Source organism: Paenibacillus sp. AK121 (genome assembly GCF_019042715.1).
GTDB classification, from domain to species: Bacteria; Bacillota; Bacilli; order Paenibacillales; family Paenibacillaceae; genus Paenibacillus; species Paenibacillus polymyxa_C.
The window spans coordinates 13,504-28,563 of the sequence record NZ_JAHPJM010000003.1 but is presented as its reverse complement, the minus strand read 5'-3'; the positions used below and the strand labels follow the sequence as shown (position 1 = coordinate 28,563).

Genomic DNA, 15,060 nt, shown 5'->3' with positions numbered 1-15,060 from the left:
TTAAAAGCTATGTAGCTACGAAGGGAAAGATGTTGATATGCCGGAACTTCCTGAAATGGAAAACTACAGAATCTTATTGTCAAAACAAATTTTGGACATTCCGATTACTGGAGTGACGGTTAGCCGCGAAAAGTCCATTAATACTGAAGTGGAAACCTTTAAGAAGCAATTGCTGGGTGCAACCGTTGTATATTTAGAGCGTCGGGGTAAGCATTTGATTTTTCATTTAAACACGGGTAAACGACTTGTGCTTCATCTAATGTTGGGAGGACTGTTGTATCTGGGAACGGAGGAGCAACGTCCAGACCGTACGATTCAGATCGAATTGGATTTTAGCGGAGTGAAGCTTTATTTTATCGGACTGCGCTTAGGTTATCTGCACTTGCTGACGGCTAAAGAAACAGATGAAGCTTTGTCAGACCTGGGGCCAGATCCGTTAGACCGTCGTATGACGTTGGAGAATTTTACAGCACGTCTAAAAGGACGACGGGGAATTTTGAAAACAACACTGGTAAATCAGCAGGTTTTTTCGGGAATTGGAAACTGCTATTCGGACGAAATTGCTTATATCGCCGGATTTACACCGGGTTCCAAGGTACAAAATATTGTGCAGTCTCCAGAAAAAGTGGAAAAGCTATATCATGCTACTCAATCCGTACTTCGTGAAGCTACTGCGGAGGGCGGTTATATGGAAATGCCTCTAATGGAGGGAGACACGCTAACAGGTGGCTTTGATCATCAGTGTCGAGTATATGACCGTGAAGGAGAAGAATCTCCAAGCGGTGGGAAAATTGTAAGAGTCGAGCTGGCGGGAAAAAAAGCATTTTATTGCCCGGTGCAGCAGCATGATGCCTAAATTGCTTATCGGCTCTCACGTGAGTACGCGTGGTGGCTTTTCCAAAGCTGCTATACGTGCACGAGAGCAGGGAGGACGTTCATTTCAATATTTTCCGAAAAATCCTCGTAGTCTCAAGCTGAAGGAATGGAGTTCCATAGATGCTGCTGCTTGTAAAACCTACTGCTCAGAGCACCAGCTTCAATCTATTGCTCATTCGCCATATCCCGTGAATCCAGCTCATGGTCGCGAACGCGGTCAGGAACTTTATGAACTGATGGTTGCTTCATTACGCAATGATCTGGATATTGCTGAAGCCTGTGGATCGAAGGGGATAGTTGTTCATTTTGGACATATGCATTCGTCAGACCCGCTGGAGGGCTATCGTAATATTATTAACTGTCTGAATGATGTGCTGGAAGGCTGGCAGGGAAATGCAAAAATATTAATTGAGAATCAGGCTGGGGATCATGGTCCCATGGGAACCACGCTGGAGGAAATGGTTCAAATTCGCCAGTTGTGTCGAGATCCTGGCAGCATCGGATTTTGCCTGGATACTTGTCATGCGTATGCAGCAGGATTGTGGAACGGTGGAATGGACGAGGCTTTGCTTGAAAAAGGGGACCGTCTCGGCTATTGGCCAGCACTGTGCGGAGTTCATTTGAATGATTCCAAATACCCGTACGGCTCTAAAAAAGACAGACATGCGCGCGTGGGGCAAGGTTTCATTGGTACTGAGGGCATGCGCTGGATAACAGAACAAGAAGCTGTAAGAGGTATTCCCGTCGTATTGGAGAGTGAGGCGGGACCTGATGGGACACATCAGGAGGACATTCAAATGATTCAAAGCTGGGAGTGATTTATTTTAAATAGATAATAGTGATCTTAGAGAATGGTGTAAGCTTACTTTTTTGGGAAGAAGGAGGAGAAGTTGGTGTATTTGTTTATGGACGATTATCGACCTTGTCCTCCAGGTTTTAAACTGGCAAGGGACGCGGATGAGTGTCTGCTTCTGCTTCATGAATACCCTATATCGATCCTGTCGTTAGATTATGATTTGGGTCCAGGCCAACCGACGGGAAAGGATGTAGCTGCTGCTATTGCAAGTAAACAGTTATATCCGCGTGAAATTTACTTGCATTCCTCTAGTCCGCAGGGGCGGCGAGCCATGTATGAGCTGCTTTATGCGAATAAGCCGGAGGGAGTCACTGTGCATAACGGGCCGATTCCTGAGGTGCGTATGCAAGAGATCCTAAACGAGTCTAAGCGATGAAAGAGATCAGACAAAAAGAAGCACGCCGTGCCATATGGGAGGGATGCAAGCTGGCTTTGTTTGTATACACTCCCATGTGCGGAACATGCGAGGCTGCCCGTAGAATGTTAGAGGTAGCAGAGCATTTGCTCCCCGAAGGAGCAGTGGTGCAGAGCAACATTAACTATATTCCTGAACTGGTTCAGGAGTATCGGATTTCCAGCGTCCCCGCGCTTCTTATATATAATGGTGAAAACAAAAATCCTGAAATCATCTACAAAATGGAATCTGTAGGACACTTGCTGAGCAGGATAAGGAGCGTGATGGAATGATATCCATGAAGAACATTACATTACAGCGAGAAGAAAAACGTATCTTGGACGATGTAAGCCTCGAAATACGAGAAGGTGAACATTGGGCTATTCTGGGTCGAAATGGTTCCGGCAAAACAACATTGTTGGAAATGATGACAGGGTATATGTTTCCAAGTCGTGGTACGATTGAGGTGCTTGGGCAAACGTATGGTCAATGTGATGTGCGGGAAGTTCGCAAGCAGATCGGATACATTAGCCAGACATTACTGGAAAAGCTGGCGCTAAAAGATCCCGTTTGGGAAGTGGTGGCTACAGGTGCGTATGCTTTTTTGCGTTTTTATCAGGAGATTCCGGCGGAGGCAAAAGAAAAAGCCGTATCTCTTCTGGAGGGTATGAATTTAGGCGATCTGATTCATCACCCGTTGGGCACATTATCGCAAGGAGAACGTAAAAAGGTAATGCTGGCCCGCTCGCTGATGGCTGAACCTCGTCTGCTGATTATGGATGAGCCTTGTGCCGGATTGGACTTATTTGAACGGGAAAAGATGTTGGTCGAGATTGATCGGCTTCGCAAGCGAGACTTATCAGTGGTCTATGTAACTCATCACATTGAGGAGATTGTCCCTCTTTTTACGCATGTTGCGTTGATTCGGGATGGCAAAGTCGCAGCTGCTGGATCGAAAAAAGAAGTTTTAACGAAAGAATTGATTATGCACACTTATGAAGTTCCAGTTGAGCTGGAATGGGATGGTGAACGTCCCTGGATTCGGGTGTGCACTGGAGGGTAACGTTATTTTGGAAGAACTATACATGAATACAGATGAACAGAGTGAATGCGCTTTGTCATCATCAAGATTTGTTTGTACGGCCAATCATGGTTTTGCACCCTATGCTCAAGAGGAGCTTAGAAGATTATTTGGGTCTGTAAAAAGTACAATGCTTCTACCTGGTGAAATTTTTTTAGCAACACTACCCGCGGGAGAAATTGAAACAGTGAGGACGATTACAGGCCAGCCACCAATGTTTCTTCGCCACTTGTTTCCTGTTCATTTTCAGGAGGAAGGAACGGATCTGGTTCAAGTGCAAGAGCGTCTGGTTGCATTTATCCGTAACCGCAGGGAACTGATAGATCAACGTGTTTCTTTGCAAGTACGCAAAGGAACTAATAGCAGTTGGACTGAAAGCGCAGGTGCGCTCAAGTTGGCTTTGAGTGAACAATTAAGTGATCTACCTATGGAGTTGGTGGTACAAGGCGCTGATGTTATTGTTTCCGTTTTTGCAGATACGGATACGTGGTACGCAGGCGTATCACATCCTCAGGACAACCTATCGGATTGGAGTGGAGGTGCAGTTCGTTTTCAGAAGGAAGACGGACAGATCTCTCGTGCCAAATTCAAGCTACTGGAAGCAGAAGCAACGTTCGGTATTGATTTTAGCGCTTTCCATCAGGGACTAGATATTGGGGCAGCACCGGGTGGATGGACTTCCTTTTTGCTGGAGCGTGGACTGAAAGTTACAGCGGTTGATCCGGCCAAGATGGAGCCATCGCTGATGAAGTACGCCAATCTGACGTTTTTGCGTAAAAATGCAAGTGAAGTCAAATTTAAAGAAAATTCGTTCGATCTGCTGGTTTGTGATATGAGCTGGAGCCCAAAACAGATGGCAAGGCTCGTTACTGATTTACTATATAGTTTGCGGAGTGGTGGTACTGCTATCGTAACAGTCAAGCTAATGCATAAAAAGCCCTTGGCGCTCATTCATGATGTGATTGCTTCATTCGAGGAGTCCGGCATGCAGATTCAGCGAGCTAAGCAGCTTTTCCATAACCGAGATGAGATTACCCTGTATATGATCAAGTATGGAAAATAATTCTTTACAATAGATACAGGTGTGCTATATAATAAAGCCAAATTGTTCCTTTAAAAAAATAATTGTGTTAAATCAAGGGAAAGCATCCCGCGAAAATTGTTTTCATGTCAGCATGAAGACTTCATTTTGCGGTGGCTTTCCCTTTTTTGCGTTGTCTGCTTTTAGAAGGGAGGTAAGAGAATGATGAATCAACCATCACGATTAGAGTTCGGGTCAATTGTCGGTGAGCGTTACCGAATAATTCGCACGTTAGGTTCGGGAGGCATGAGCCGCGTGTTCATGGCCGAAGATTTAAAGCTGCCGGGCAAGCATTGGGCGGTGAAGGAGTCGATTGCCGATCCAAAAATAATGAAGATTGTACGGACGGAAGCCGAAATGTTGATTTCGCTAAGCCATCCACGTTTACCGAGAATTGTTGATTTTTTTGAGTATCCTCCATCTGGTGCGGTATATCTGGTTATGGACTACATCGAAGGAATTACGCTGGAAGCATACATGAGGGGATACCAAGGCTATATACCACAGGAACAAATCATTCCACTCGCTCTGCAGGTATTGGATGTACTTGATTATTTGCATACCCGTCAATTACCAGTCATTTATCGGGACCTCAAGCCGGCGAATATTATGCTGACACCAGAAATGGAATTTAAGCTGATCGATTTTGGGATAGCGAGGAGTTATAAGTCCGAGCTGGATCAGGATACGATAAAGCTGGGCACAGTAGGCTTCGCTGCCCCAGAGCAATATGGAACAGGACAGACGGATGCTCGTTCGGACCTGTACAGTCTGGGGGCGTTACTATTGTATCTATGTACAGGTGGTAAATATAGCGAGTGGACTGCAGGAGTTGAAGGGTATATTCGTGGGGAATTGCCTCGACATTTGATTCCGATAATTCGAAAGCTGCTGCGGGATCATCCTGAGGAACGATTTCAGTCTGCTGAGGAGGTCATTGGAGAACTGAGGCGCAGTGCTGATTTTCAGTCTGCTCAACCAGGAAAATCTATGAGTAATGCTTCAATGGATTATGCTGGAACAAGGGTAGTAGCTGTGCTGGGCGTGTCTTCCGGCTCCGGTGCTACGCACACAGCAATTGCGGTGAGCCACTACTTGGCTCGAAGGACCCACTCTGTAGCCTTGGTTGAGCTACATAGTACAGCTAAGGCATTCGCCCGACTGCAAGAAGTCGTGGAAGGCATACCTGTTGGACAAGCGAGTTCAAGTCGGCGTTTTGAAGTCGATGGAGTCCATTATTGGCGGCAAACATCTCGTGCGGATGTCATTTCTTTGCTGGGCGGCTCCTACAGATTTATCGTACTGGACTTGGGGAATGGGCAGGACAATGAACGACTGGAAGAATTTCTGAGAGCTGATTACCCGCTAGTTGTTGGCTCAGGAGCCGAATGGAGAGTTCAGGATATAACGGGCTTAGCCCGATCTCTTCAGCGTCTTCCGCAACATAAATGGAATTACTGCTTGCCATTGGCATCCTCGGAGGCTGTCCGCAGGTTACGAAAGGAGCTAGAACACGATAAAGTATTTGCGCTGCCGTTCCACTCAGACCCCTTCGAACAGGATGATGAAATGGATCAGGTATTGGATGAGCTTTTTCGTGGAGTCATTACAGACACCCGGAAAAAACGTTTCGGATTCCTTAAACGGCAGCACTAAATAAATAGACATGTATATATCAAAAGAGGTAGGGGAGAAGCTGTGTGTCCAAGCTAAGAAAAAGTAGCAAACAAAAACTATCCGCAGGTTGTATTGGCGCGGGAATTGTAGGCATGATCTTTGTGAGCTACCTTATACTGAATACCCATCAAATGAGTGAGATCAGGAAACAGGCAGAGGTGGAGGCAGAGCAGAAATGGAGACTGTATGAACAAGAACAACGGACCGCGAAAACAGGCTGGGCGGTTGTTCGTGACATTTCACCAGGCGAGCAGATTACATCTAATGATTTGAAGGGAATTAAGGTTCCTGGTTCTCAAGCCCCGTCAAATTTATTGGCAAATAAAAATGAAGTTTCCGGCACCACAGCCAAGATAGAACTAAAAAAAGGATCTGTGCTTACATCTGCTATGATTACTGCTAATGAACCTACACCTAAGGATCTACGCAGCCGTGAGTTAAAAGTGGTGGTACTGCCCAGCAGCCTGAAGTCAGGGGACGAAGTAGATATCCGCATTCAATTTCCAACAGGTCAGGATTACATTCTATTATCCAAAAAGAAGATTTCCCGGCTGGAAGGCCCAATCGTATGGGTTACTATGAATGAGCAGGAAATACTATCGCTTTCGAGTGCTATTGTAGATGCCTATCTGCATAAAGCATCCATCTATGCTCTGACATATGTAGATCCCCAATTTCAGCCCAAGGCAATCCCGACCTACCCGCCTAATGAGCAGGTGTTAGCGTTAATGAATAGTGATCCGAATTTAGTCCGTGTTGCTGAACAAAAACTGTCCAAGCAGCTACGAGATTCTCTAGAAAATGCGATTGGTTCATCAAACAATGTGATTTCAACACCTGTGGAAAGAGTTCTAAGTGAGGAGGTTGCAGCTCAGCATGCGGGCACAGCTATTGAAGATGCAGCAAGCGGAATTGATGATACAGGGAGTGAGGAACAGGATCACAAAGAACAAACGAAGATTCTAACGCAGGGCGGCAGCTCTGATCCGTATGCCAAATAAATGAGAGAAAAGGAACGGAAGTATGAAAACATGGATATTTGCCGGTCTTTGTGACAAAAGCGATACCTTATTATACATCAGCAGCGTATTGGCAGCTTCCGGTCAACAAGTACTGCTTGTGGACGCTACACTGCGGGGACGGTATCGGTATAGCATAGGAATGCTTGATAAGCCACTACCCATTACGCAGTTTTGTGGATTCGATGTGGCAATTGGATTTACAGCATGGGAAGATCTGCATATCGATATGCTGGCTGATCAAAATGAAGAACAGACTTATGACATTGTTATTTTGGATGTAGAGCTACCTGATTTTTGTCCAATTTCTGTTTGGAAAACGGCAGAACTGCGAGTTTGGGTCAGTGATTATAGCCACATGTTAATGCACAACGGACAGAATTGGCTTGAGCATTTGTTTGACCAACCTGGATTCCCCAAAAATCTTGTATTTCACAAGCTATTTATACATGCAGTGGATTGTGGTGTGGAGGAAGCGTATTTGTGGGAATACATGAACCGCTTTCCTGCCTTATGGCAGCAAGAGCCGTATGTACTGCCATGGGATGAGGGTCAGCTTGCTCTAAAGCTGGAAAATGAGCATAAAAAACAGCTTCTGCTAAAACCTCTATCCATAATATATAAGAGAGAATTGTGCCGTTGCATTGGGGAATGGATGAGTTGGGAGATAAAAGAGAGTCATCGTGCGCTAAAGCGTGCGGAAAGGAGGAGAGCATGAGCACCATTTTATTTTGGAGTCCAATTAAGGGAGCGAGTGGGAGTAGCTCTTTAGCGGCAGCAATAGCAATTACCATAGGTAATTTATATAGAGGAAGACTATTATTAACTCATTTAGGCCATAGGCATACCGGTATTGAATCAGGATTTCCTATACAGGAGTACGCCATGGACGATCCGAGTCTACAGATTCAGGAAGGGGGCTGGGAGGCTGTTTCACGTTTAGTTCTGAGAGGGACGCTGTCTAGAGAAAATATTCGTAACTATACAATACCTGTGTTAGAACACACTCTGGATGTACTTGAGGGAACCTCTGGCTTTGGAGCTGCACCGCCGCTACTTTCTCCTGATCTTGTAAGGGTGGTAATTGATACAGCGAATCAATATTATGATTTAACGCTGATTGATGCAGGGAGTGGGGGAGGCTGGGGGACTGTACAGCATGAAGCATGTGCACGAGCCAAACTGGCTGTTCTTTCGCTCACTCAGAATATGCGTGAGTTGGACGCTTATTTTGAATCTGTGTCTCCGTTATCCACATATTCGTCATTACCCTTATTAATTGTCCTTGGAAAATATGATGTGCATTCACAAGCGAATGAAGCGAATATACGCAGGAGATATGGCTACAAGGGTACTTTGTATACAGTTCCTTATAGCACCGAATTTATGGACGCATGGAACCGCAGGGATGTGATTGGCCATGTGCAGCGCGAGGTGCGAAGTGGAAAAGAGCAGCAACGCAAGCTTTTTATGTCTGTAGGATGGGCGCAGAGCGTACGGCAGATTAGCAAAGCTATTCTGGAGGCGGTAGAGTCCGATCTTCGGCTCAAGGCTTTGGAGAGGGGCGCTTAATGCTGTCCGCTCATATGATCAACGGGTTAATTGTTACCTGCATTGTGTTGTTGTGCATCGTACTGATTATTGTTAAATATCGAGGGAATCTTTACTCGCAACATTCAGCTCTTCGGGTAGAACCAAAGACCGAAGATGCCACCTTCGAAACATTGATAGAATACATCAAAAATGCGCTTCATGAACTAAGTCACAGCCAGATGGCAGATGCCGGATTACATGAAGAGGAATATAGGCGGCGTATCCATCAAAGGGCGGAACTACGAAGGGCGTTAAAGGACTGTGCCAATGGTAGCAGTGGAGATAAACGTTTTGTTAAAAATCTGATGAGTGAGCTTCTGATAAACAGTTACGGTTTGAACGAGAAAATCGCCGATACTGTTATGCCATTCTCCAGACCTGAGTTGTTTGACACACAGGATCAATTCGAAATTATTTTTTACCAATATCAGCAGAAGTTTGGCGCGGATGCACTATCACGTTTACTGGATACTTATGACTTAGCCGAAATGAGGTATTCACAGCAAGGTGAAGAGGATGGAAGCTATTTCGTAACGACAGAGGATATCCGCTATATCTATGACTGTGAATACCGTCCCCTTTCCTTTATGGAGAAAGTGGATATTATTGTGCAGCGGATTTATCAAAATTATAAAGGCTTTTCTGTCATTGATGATATTCGTGACCAGAAGATCGATGGTGTAAGCGGGGGTGTCAGTGGTGTGCCGGAAGGTGGGATTCCTTCATCACCACATTGGTCTTCAGATAGATATGTATTTGAACAAACCTCTGCGCCTACTACAAATGGATATGAGAGTGTGTGGATTTTCTACAAAGGTAAAACTATCCATCTTTCATTCCTTTCCTTCGGATCGGAACGTGAGCTTAAAAGGGTATGTCAAAATATTTACAAATACAATTATCCAGGACAGCTTTCTGAAGCGAATGGTTATAAGGTCAACGAAATGAAGGATGGATCACGGGTAGTAGTAGTGCGCCCGCCTTTCTCTGAATCATGGGCTTTCTTTGTTCGTAAGTTTGATATTCAAAGCGCTTCGCTGGAACAGTTAATTAGGGGACAAAACGCTGATTTTCCAATCCAGCTATTATCTTATCTAATGAAAGGCAGTCGGATTACTGCAATTACAGGTGCGCAGGGTTCAGGAAAAACAACATTGTTAATGGCGATGGTCAAGCATATTTACGCTTCGTATACGCTTCGCGTTCAGGAAATGGCCTTTGAGCTGCATCTACGCAACATCTACAGTCGCCGTAATATTCTTACCTTTCGAGAAACAGATCATATTTCAGGACAACAAGGTCTTGACTTGCAGAAAAAAACAGATGGAACCGTCAATATTCTAGGTGAAGTAGCGAGTGATGAAGTAGCTGCTTGGATGATTCAAATGTCGCAGGTTGCTAGTCTGTTCACTATTTTTACTCACCATGCTAAAACATTTCGTGATCTTGTATTTTCGCTTCGTAATTCACTGCTCAAAACTGGAGTATTTCAGCATGAAGGCATTGCTGAAGAACAGGTAGTGCATGTCATTAATTTTGATGTGCATCTCAAGCGTGATGCGCAAGGGCGGCGTTATATCGAACGGATCACAGAATGTGTACCGCGTAATCCAGAGCATACGGATGTAGGTCCCAATGCTTCATCGAGCTATAGCTATCGCCATGTTATGGAATATCGAAATGGAAGTTATATACCAATGAAGCCCTTGACAGCTAAAAGCGTAGAAGAAATGTGTGAGCAAATGAATGCTAAGGATGCTACAGATTTCCGCAGTTTTTTGACCCGTTATTGGGAGGAAGACTATGAGTCTTAAAGAAATTTTATTGTGGGTTTTGCTTATATCAGGTGGGGGATTTGCAGTTCTATATACAGTTTTGTATGGGTTGCATAAGCATAAGAGCTATGCAGTTCGCAGAGGTATAATTCATTCTGTACAGGAAGCACGAAAGGGAAAAGCGGTACTTCAACGGGAACTTCAAACTTTAATGCATAAATTGTATACGCTGTGTATAAGGGTCCCTATTACATTTGGATACATCACTAGTGTACGTAAGCGACTAGCTGGTCAGCATGCATACGATGAGTATAAGCTTCGTCTGCAGACCATGAAGATGATACTGTTCATCTGGGGTATTTTTGTTTGCAGCGGCGTTGTGCTGTTGATGATGAAACCAGGAATAGAGTTTGCTATATTGGCCGTTTTATGTGGAGTGGTAATCAACAGTCTTGTTATAGATGTGGCCACTAGCCAAATGGAAAAAAGGCTACTTTCTCAAATGATCGAATTGTTCGCCAATGTACGTCATCACTATCATCAGCACGGTATGGTAGAAGAATCCATATCTGAAGCGGCCTATTTAGCAGAAGCAGAGGCTGGAAGACATGCACGGCTCATCCATGAGGCGCTGACAGATGCTGATCCGCACGAGGCACTCGAAAGATATTATGAATCAGCTCCAAATCGATTTTTAAAAGCCTTTGCTGGTATTTCGTATATGGTAATGGAGTTTGGTGATCGGGTTGAGGATGGTGGTTCCATTTATTTAAAGGGGCTAAGCAGTCTTGCACGTGAAATCCAGTTGGAGTTACTGCGGAGAAATAAACTGGACTACCTACTAAAAAGTTTAAACGTGATCGCACTGGCTCCCGTTTTCTTTACTACCCCTATCGAGAGATGGGCGAGATCCAGCTTTCCATCCATGGATGAGTTTTATCAGGGGAAATTGGGTTATATCACAAAATTGACCGTTTACATTGTTATCATCCTATCCTACTTTCTGTTACAGAAACTGCAACAGTCGGACGAGACAGGATATCGTGCGGGTAAAGGGCGGAGGGTGTGGGAGCAGAAGTTATATCGTCTGCCCATCATTCGTAATATGGTGGATTCTTTAATTCCCCGGCAGCATATGACATCTTATTCCCAGATAACCCGACTATTAAAGGAAAGTGGTGCGGAGGTAAAGCTTGAGTGGCTCTACATACGTAGAATTGCTCTTTTTATCTTAGGATTAGTGCTTAGTATCAGCACCATATTTATTTTACATGAAGCTGAAAAAACGCATATCCTTCACGCACCAGTACAATCGGGTCAAATGTTTGGACGTTTAAGTCCGATAGAGGAAAAGGAAGCTTTGAAGCAGAGTGAGATTGACCGCAAAATCATACAAACGTTGAACATGAAAGCGGATAGCACATACGAGCGAGCGTACGCTGCTTTAGAACACTATGCTAATGGCACAGCTACTCCAGAGCAGCTATCCAGAAATACTCAACGAATTCTCCAAAAGCTGAAAGATTGGAATGAAGAATATATCAAATGGTGGGAAGTACTGATTAGTATAGTTGCTGGGTATGTAGCCTACCAAATGCCCATGCTTTTATTATATTTGCAACGGAAAATGCGTTATTTGGACATGAAGCATGAGGTGTATCAGTTTCAAACGGTTATTTCCATTTTACGGGTTATGGAACGAATGTCTGTCGAGGAAATATTGGAGTGGCTGAACAGATTTTCAGTTATCTTCAAAAGACCTCTGCAAAAATGTCTGCTTCATTATGAACATGGACCAGAGGCAGCTCTCGATTTGTTGAAAGAAGAAGCACCTTTGCCGGAATTTCAACGTCTGGTGGACAAGCTTTATTTATCTTTGGGGAAAATTACCATTAGAGAGGCGTTTGATGATTTGGAATCCCAGATGACCTACTATTTTGAACAAAGAAAACAGGAGTATGAAAAAATAATAGACAGCAAGGCAATCTGGGGGAGGATGATTGGTTTTGCCCCGATGTATGGTCTTATCTTTTTATATTTGGTGATTCCGCTGATCGGTATGAGCTTTGTTCAAATGGGTAGCTATTATGAGCAAATACAAAAAATTCAGTAAGTAAATTCAATGATGATTAACCAATATTACAAGTTGAGGAGAGAAAGAAATGAACAATGCATCAACAGCATTAAAGGTAGCTGCTGGGATATTTTTGACCATCGCACTAATTACAATTGTAGTCATACTGTTTATCTCAGCTCAGGAAGCTACTAAAACAGCACAAAACAATTTCGCCGATATCCAGACCGAATTGTCTCAAGCCTCCTTTACAGTATACGACGGCACAACAATTAGCGGCTCCCAGGTAACCAATGCGCTGCGGAAGTTTCAGGGAAAGGACCAGTTCGGTATTCAGATTAAAACCGGCAAAAATATGGCAGGACAGTGGTATGGAAATGCTCTGAACATTAGTCCAGACAGCGAGCAGTATGGTGCTGTGAATGGCGGCAGTGATAAGACGGGAAAAATTGCGAATACACTTAATGAAAAGGAGAATGAATACGTAAATCCAAGTGGTAAATTCAAGGCTGAAATCGTTAAAGACAAATCAAACGTGGTACGTGGGTTGTTGTTTACCCAGTCTTAAGAAGTACAGCAAAGATGATAGTCATAAGGGAGATGTGAGCATGTCTGATCACGCTTCAAGTATGCTGTGGCTTGGTGTGTCAGTTATTCTATTTATAACCGCATGTGCAGCAGCAGCAAACTTGTCCAGTCAATTGGGTAGTGCACTGGAATTAAGGTCGCAGCGGGAGGAGCAATCAGAGGGGCGGATATCCAGAACTATAGAGGTGGAGACGCCACAACGGATTAAGGGGACTCAAGTTATCCAGACCATTCGGATGAACTTGCAGGAGGGGATTTCGGTTCAAGTTGACGGTTTAGAGTACGATGTATACTCTGAACCGTTTGAGCCTGATGTATCTACCTTGGATGCTTCCTCTATATATACCATATACCCACAGCGTAATGGGAACGGAGACATAACATCTGTACGTTTTGAGAAATTGGGGGAGGACTGAAGTGGTTCAAACAATATCCAAGCTGCTGGGGGCGTTGCTCGCTGTATTGCTTTTGTACATCGTACCCGCAGCTCAAGCTGCTGAACGGCAGGATGATATATCCGGGTTAAATACATATCATTCGATTGTACATTTTGTTGATATGGTAAGAACCAAAGGTTACATTACACCGACGATGTATAACGATTTTATGCGTGATCTGGAGCTGACAGGCAATACGTACGAAGTTGATTTGGAGCATATGCACAAAAAATATGTACCGAACTATGCAGATGCGGCAAAGCCAGACAGTTTTCTGGGTAATTATGAAGCTGTATACGATGGCTACTATAACCCGCAAATCTTACCTGTACTCTTTCCTGATAATTCGCAGCCCAAGCCGGAACAGACACGTCGGTATACCTTGATGGCCGGAGATTATTTTACAGTACGATTACATAATACGAATCGAACTCCTGCGGATTTATACAAATCCTGGATTTTGGGTGGAATAGATAACGATAAGCCGGCAGTTTCAGCTTCTTACGGGGGCATGGTTTTGAATGAAGATTACTGATTTTGCAGTTATATTTGTCCTACTCTTTTTGCCCTTTGGTGTGGTTAGTGATTTACGAGTGCAGAATCAGCGTGAAGTACAGCAGCTAGAAATGAAATATACGTCTGCTCTCCGTACCGCAGTTCAGGATGCAGGTGTTGTGCTCTCACAGAATGAACGTCAGGAACGCGAGGCCGGATATGGATCAGATAAGTTTTTTCGTGTAGATAAAGAAGAAGCACTGACCACGTTCCTGCACACTTTCTTCCTTAATATGGGCATTGATGGGGATACAGCAGCACAACGTGCGTTATTGGATTACATACCAGTCATTGTGATTCTGGACTATGATGGTTATTATACGTTCGCTTCAGCAACCTATAAAGATGCGTATGGACAAGCGGTCATAGGCCACAAGTGGAGCGAAAAAAAGCCTTATGCCTATGTTGATGCAGCAGGCAATAGTGTGGGATTCACCCTGGACAATTATCTGCACGCATATGATGCGCGGAATCAGAGATGGGTGGAGGGTTTTCAAAAGGAGCTTGAGAGTCAGACCCCCATTTCGTTACTGAACAATTCATTAACCTTTGAGCAAATGCGCCGTTCTACCATCGTTCGCACCGTTCAGGAAGATCTGGCTCGAATGATTAACGTCCATAACGAAAAAGCAGCACGGAATGGCATTTCCTATACGTTCACTCTTCCACTCATTCCACAAGAGGAATGGTATAACACGATAGATGATGTGGGTATGATCGCGTTTATCCAAGGCATTCCAGTTGGAGACAGATATTACAATAACTATGGGTTTGGTGGTGGAAGAGTCGTCCGAAAGCAATCTATTATTGGAGGCATAGAACCGGGTACTGGAATGAAATATTTTTATAGAGATTCATATCCAGCTCCTTTTCAAGCGGTTGAGCGTTTTACGGATGAAAAATCTGCGGCAGCTGCTGGGTATTTCGAATACAAATATCATAACAGCTTAAATTAATCACTCTCCGGGGTGGGTTTCGTATTATTAGGTCAACTAAAAGGTTGGCCTGCAGTGACAGCCTAGTCTTTCGATTTTATGGTCACTGCTATTTTAAA

Annotated in this window: 16 protein-coding genes; all 16 read left to right on the top strand. The window is 44.2% G+C overall.

What is annotated here, in order from left to right; translation table 11 throughout:
* Positions 1–37 precede the first annotated feature (37 nt).
* The 16 genes from KSP24_RS06370 to KSP24_RS06295 all read left to right on the top strand — a co-directional run bounded on the left by KSP24_RS06370 (position 38) and on the right by KSP24_RS06295 (position 14,962).
* A complete protein-coding gene (locus KSP24_RS06370) occupies positions 38–856 on the top strand; it encodes an Fpg/Nei family DNA glycosylase (protein WP_013371485.1) in 819 nt (272 codons plus the stop codon).
* A complete protein-coding gene (locus tag KSP24_RS06365) occupies positions 846–1,694 on the top strand; it encodes a deoxyribonuclease IV (RefSeq protein WP_216974745.1) in 849 nt (282 codons plus the stop codon). Before KSP24_RS06370 ends, KSP24_RS06365 begins: the two co-directional genes overlap by 11 nt.
* A gap of 75 nt (positions 1,695–1,769) precedes the next feature.
* Positions 1,770–2,108, top strand: coding sequence for a cyclic-phosphate processing receiver domain-containing protein (locus tag KSP24_RS06360; protein ID WP_058829642.1), 339 nt, complete (start codon positions 1,770–1,772; stop codon positions 2,106–2,108).
* Complete coding sequence (locus KSP24_RS06355; protein ID WP_216974744.1) at positions 2,105–2,419, top strand: thioredoxin family protein; 315 nt, start codon at positions 2,105–2,107, stop codon at positions 2,417–2,419. Before KSP24_RS06360 ends, KSP24_RS06355 begins: the two co-directional genes overlap by 4 nt.
* The gene (locus KSP24_RS06350) at positions 2,416–3,189 is read left to right on the top strand and encodes an ABC transporter ATP-binding protein (RefSeq protein ID WP_216974743.1); all 774 of its coding nucleotides are present in this window, start codon (positions 2,416–2,418) and stop codon (positions 3,187–3,189) included. The genes KSP24_RS06355 and KSP24_RS06350 overlap by 4 nt, the downstream gene beginning before the upstream one ends.
* A gap of 22 nt (positions 3,190–3,211) precedes the next feature.
* A complete protein-coding gene (locus tag KSP24_RS06345) occupies positions 3,212–4,270 on the top strand; it encodes a 23S rRNA (cytidine(2498)-2'-O)-methyltransferase RlmM (RefSeq protein ID WP_090739187.1) in 1,059 nt (352 codons plus the stop codon).
* Between the two features lie 180 nt (positions 4,271–4,450).
* On the top strand, positions 4,451–5,944 hold the full coding sequence (locus KSP24_RS06340; RefSeq protein ID WP_216974742.1) for a serine/threonine protein kinase: 1,494 nt from the start codon (positions 4,451–4,453) through the stop codon (positions 5,942–5,944).
* 44 nt (positions 5,945–5,988) lie between these two features.
* Positions 5,989–6,966, top strand: a complete 978-nt coding sequence (locus tag KSP24_RS06335) for an SAF domain-containing protein (protein WP_216974741.1) — start codon at positions 5,989–5,991, stop codon at positions 6,964–6,966.
* A 22-nt stretch (positions 6,967–6,988) separates the two neighbouring features.
* Positions 6,989–7,702 carry a hypothetical protein gene (locus KSP24_RS06330; protein WP_216974740.1) on the top strand — a complete coding sequence of 238 codons (714 nt, stop codon included), beginning with the start codon at positions 6,989–6,991 and terminating at the stop codon, positions 7,700–7,702.
* Entirely contained in the window at positions 7,699–8,556 is an 858-nt protein-coding gene (locus tag KSP24_RS06325) for a hypothetical protein (RefSeq protein WP_216974739.1), read from the top strand. The genes KSP24_RS06330 and KSP24_RS06325 overlap by 4 nt, the downstream gene beginning before the upstream one ends.
* A complete protein-coding gene (locus KSP24_RS06320) occupies positions 8,556–10,391 on the top strand; it encodes an ATPase, T2SS/T4P/T4SS family (protein ID WP_216974738.1) in 1,836 nt (611 codons plus the stop codon). The genes KSP24_RS06325 and KSP24_RS06320 overlap by 1 nt, the downstream gene beginning before the upstream one ends.
* Complete coding sequence (locus tag KSP24_RS06315) at positions 10,381–12,465, top strand: hypothetical protein (protein ID WP_216974737.1); 2,085 nt, start codon at positions 10,381–10,383, stop codon at positions 12,463–12,465. Before KSP24_RS06320 ends, KSP24_RS06315 begins: the two co-directional genes overlap by 11 nt.
* Positions 12,466–12,514: 49 nt before the next feature.
* Positions 12,515–12,994: a hypothetical protein gene (locus KSP24_RS06310; RefSeq protein ID WP_007430644.1), complete on the top strand. Its 480-nt coding sequence runs from the start codon at positions 12,515–12,517 to the stop codon at positions 12,992–12,994.
* A gap of 40 nt (positions 12,995–13,034) precedes the next feature.
* Entirely contained in the window at positions 13,035–13,430 is a 396-nt protein-coding gene (locus tag KSP24_RS06305; RefSeq protein WP_216974736.1) for a hypothetical protein, read from the top strand.
* Position 13,431: 1 nt separating this feature from the next.
* On the top strand, positions 13,432–13,986 hold the full coding sequence (locus KSP24_RS06300) for a hypothetical protein (protein WP_216974735.1): 555 nt from the start codon (positions 13,432–13,434) through the stop codon (positions 13,984–13,986).
* Complete coding sequence (locus KSP24_RS06295; protein WP_013371470.1) at positions 13,973–14,962, top strand: hypothetical protein; 990 nt, start codon at positions 13,973–13,975, stop codon at positions 14,960–14,962. Before KSP24_RS06300 ends, KSP24_RS06295 begins: the two co-directional genes overlap by 14 nt.
* Positions 14,963–15,060 lie beyond the last annotated feature (98 nt).

What these genes read in the sequence shown, in the direction of transcription:
- KSP24_RS06370 (WP_013371485.1), top strand. Translation starts at nt 38, where the DNA reads ATGCCGGAACTTCCTGAAATGGAAAACTACAGAATCTTATTGTCAAAA.
- KSP24_RS06365 (WP_216974745.1), top strand. Translation starts at nt 846, where the DNA reads ATGATGCCTAAATTGCTTATCGGCTCTCACGTGAGTACGCGTGGTGGC.
- KSP24_RS06355 (WP_216974744.1), top strand. Translation starts at nt 2,105, where the DNA reads ATGAAAGAGATCAGACAAAAAGAAGCACGCCGTGCCATATGGGAGGGA.
- KSP24_RS06350 (WP_216974743.1), top strand. Translation starts at nt 2,416, where the DNA reads ATGATATCCATGAAGAACATTACATTACAGCGAGAAGAAAAACGTATC.
- KSP24_RS06345 (WP_090739187.1), top strand. Translation starts at nt 3,212, where the DNA reads ATGAATACAGATGAACAGAGTGAATGCGCTTTGTCATCATCAAGATTT.
- KSP24_RS06340 (WP_216974742.1), top strand. Translation starts at nt 4,451, where the DNA reads ATGATGAATCAACCATCACGATTAGAGTTCGGGTCAATTGTCGGTGAG.
- KSP24_RS06330 (WP_216974740.1), top strand. Translation starts at nt 6,989, where the DNA reads ATGAAAACATGGATATTTGCCGGTCTTTGTGACAAAAGCGATACCTTA.
- KSP24_RS06325 (WP_216974739.1), top strand. Translation starts at nt 7,699, where the DNA reads ATGAGCACCATTTTATTTTGGAGTCCAATTAAGGGAGCGAGTGGGAGT.
- KSP24_RS06320 (WP_216974738.1), top strand. Translation starts at nt 8,556, where the DNA reads ATGCTGTCCGCTCATATGATCAACGGGTTAATTGTTACCTGCATTGTG.
- KSP24_RS06315 (WP_216974737.1), top strand. Translation starts at nt 10,381, where the DNA reads ATGAGTCTTAAAGAAATTTTATTGTGGGTTTTGCTTATATCAGGTGGG.
- KSP24_RS06310 (WP_007430644.1), top strand. Translation starts at nt 12,515, where the DNA reads ATGAACAATGCATCAACAGCATTAAAGGTAGCTGCTGGGATATTTTTG.
- KSP24_RS06305 (WP_216974736.1), top strand. Translation starts at nt 13,035, where the DNA reads ATGTCTGATCACGCTTCAAGTATGCTGTGGCTTGGTGTGTCAGTTATT.
- KSP24_RS06295 (WP_013371470.1), top strand. Translation starts at nt 13,973, where the DNA reads ATGAAGATTACTGATTTTGCAGTTATATTTGTCCTACTCTTTTTGCCC.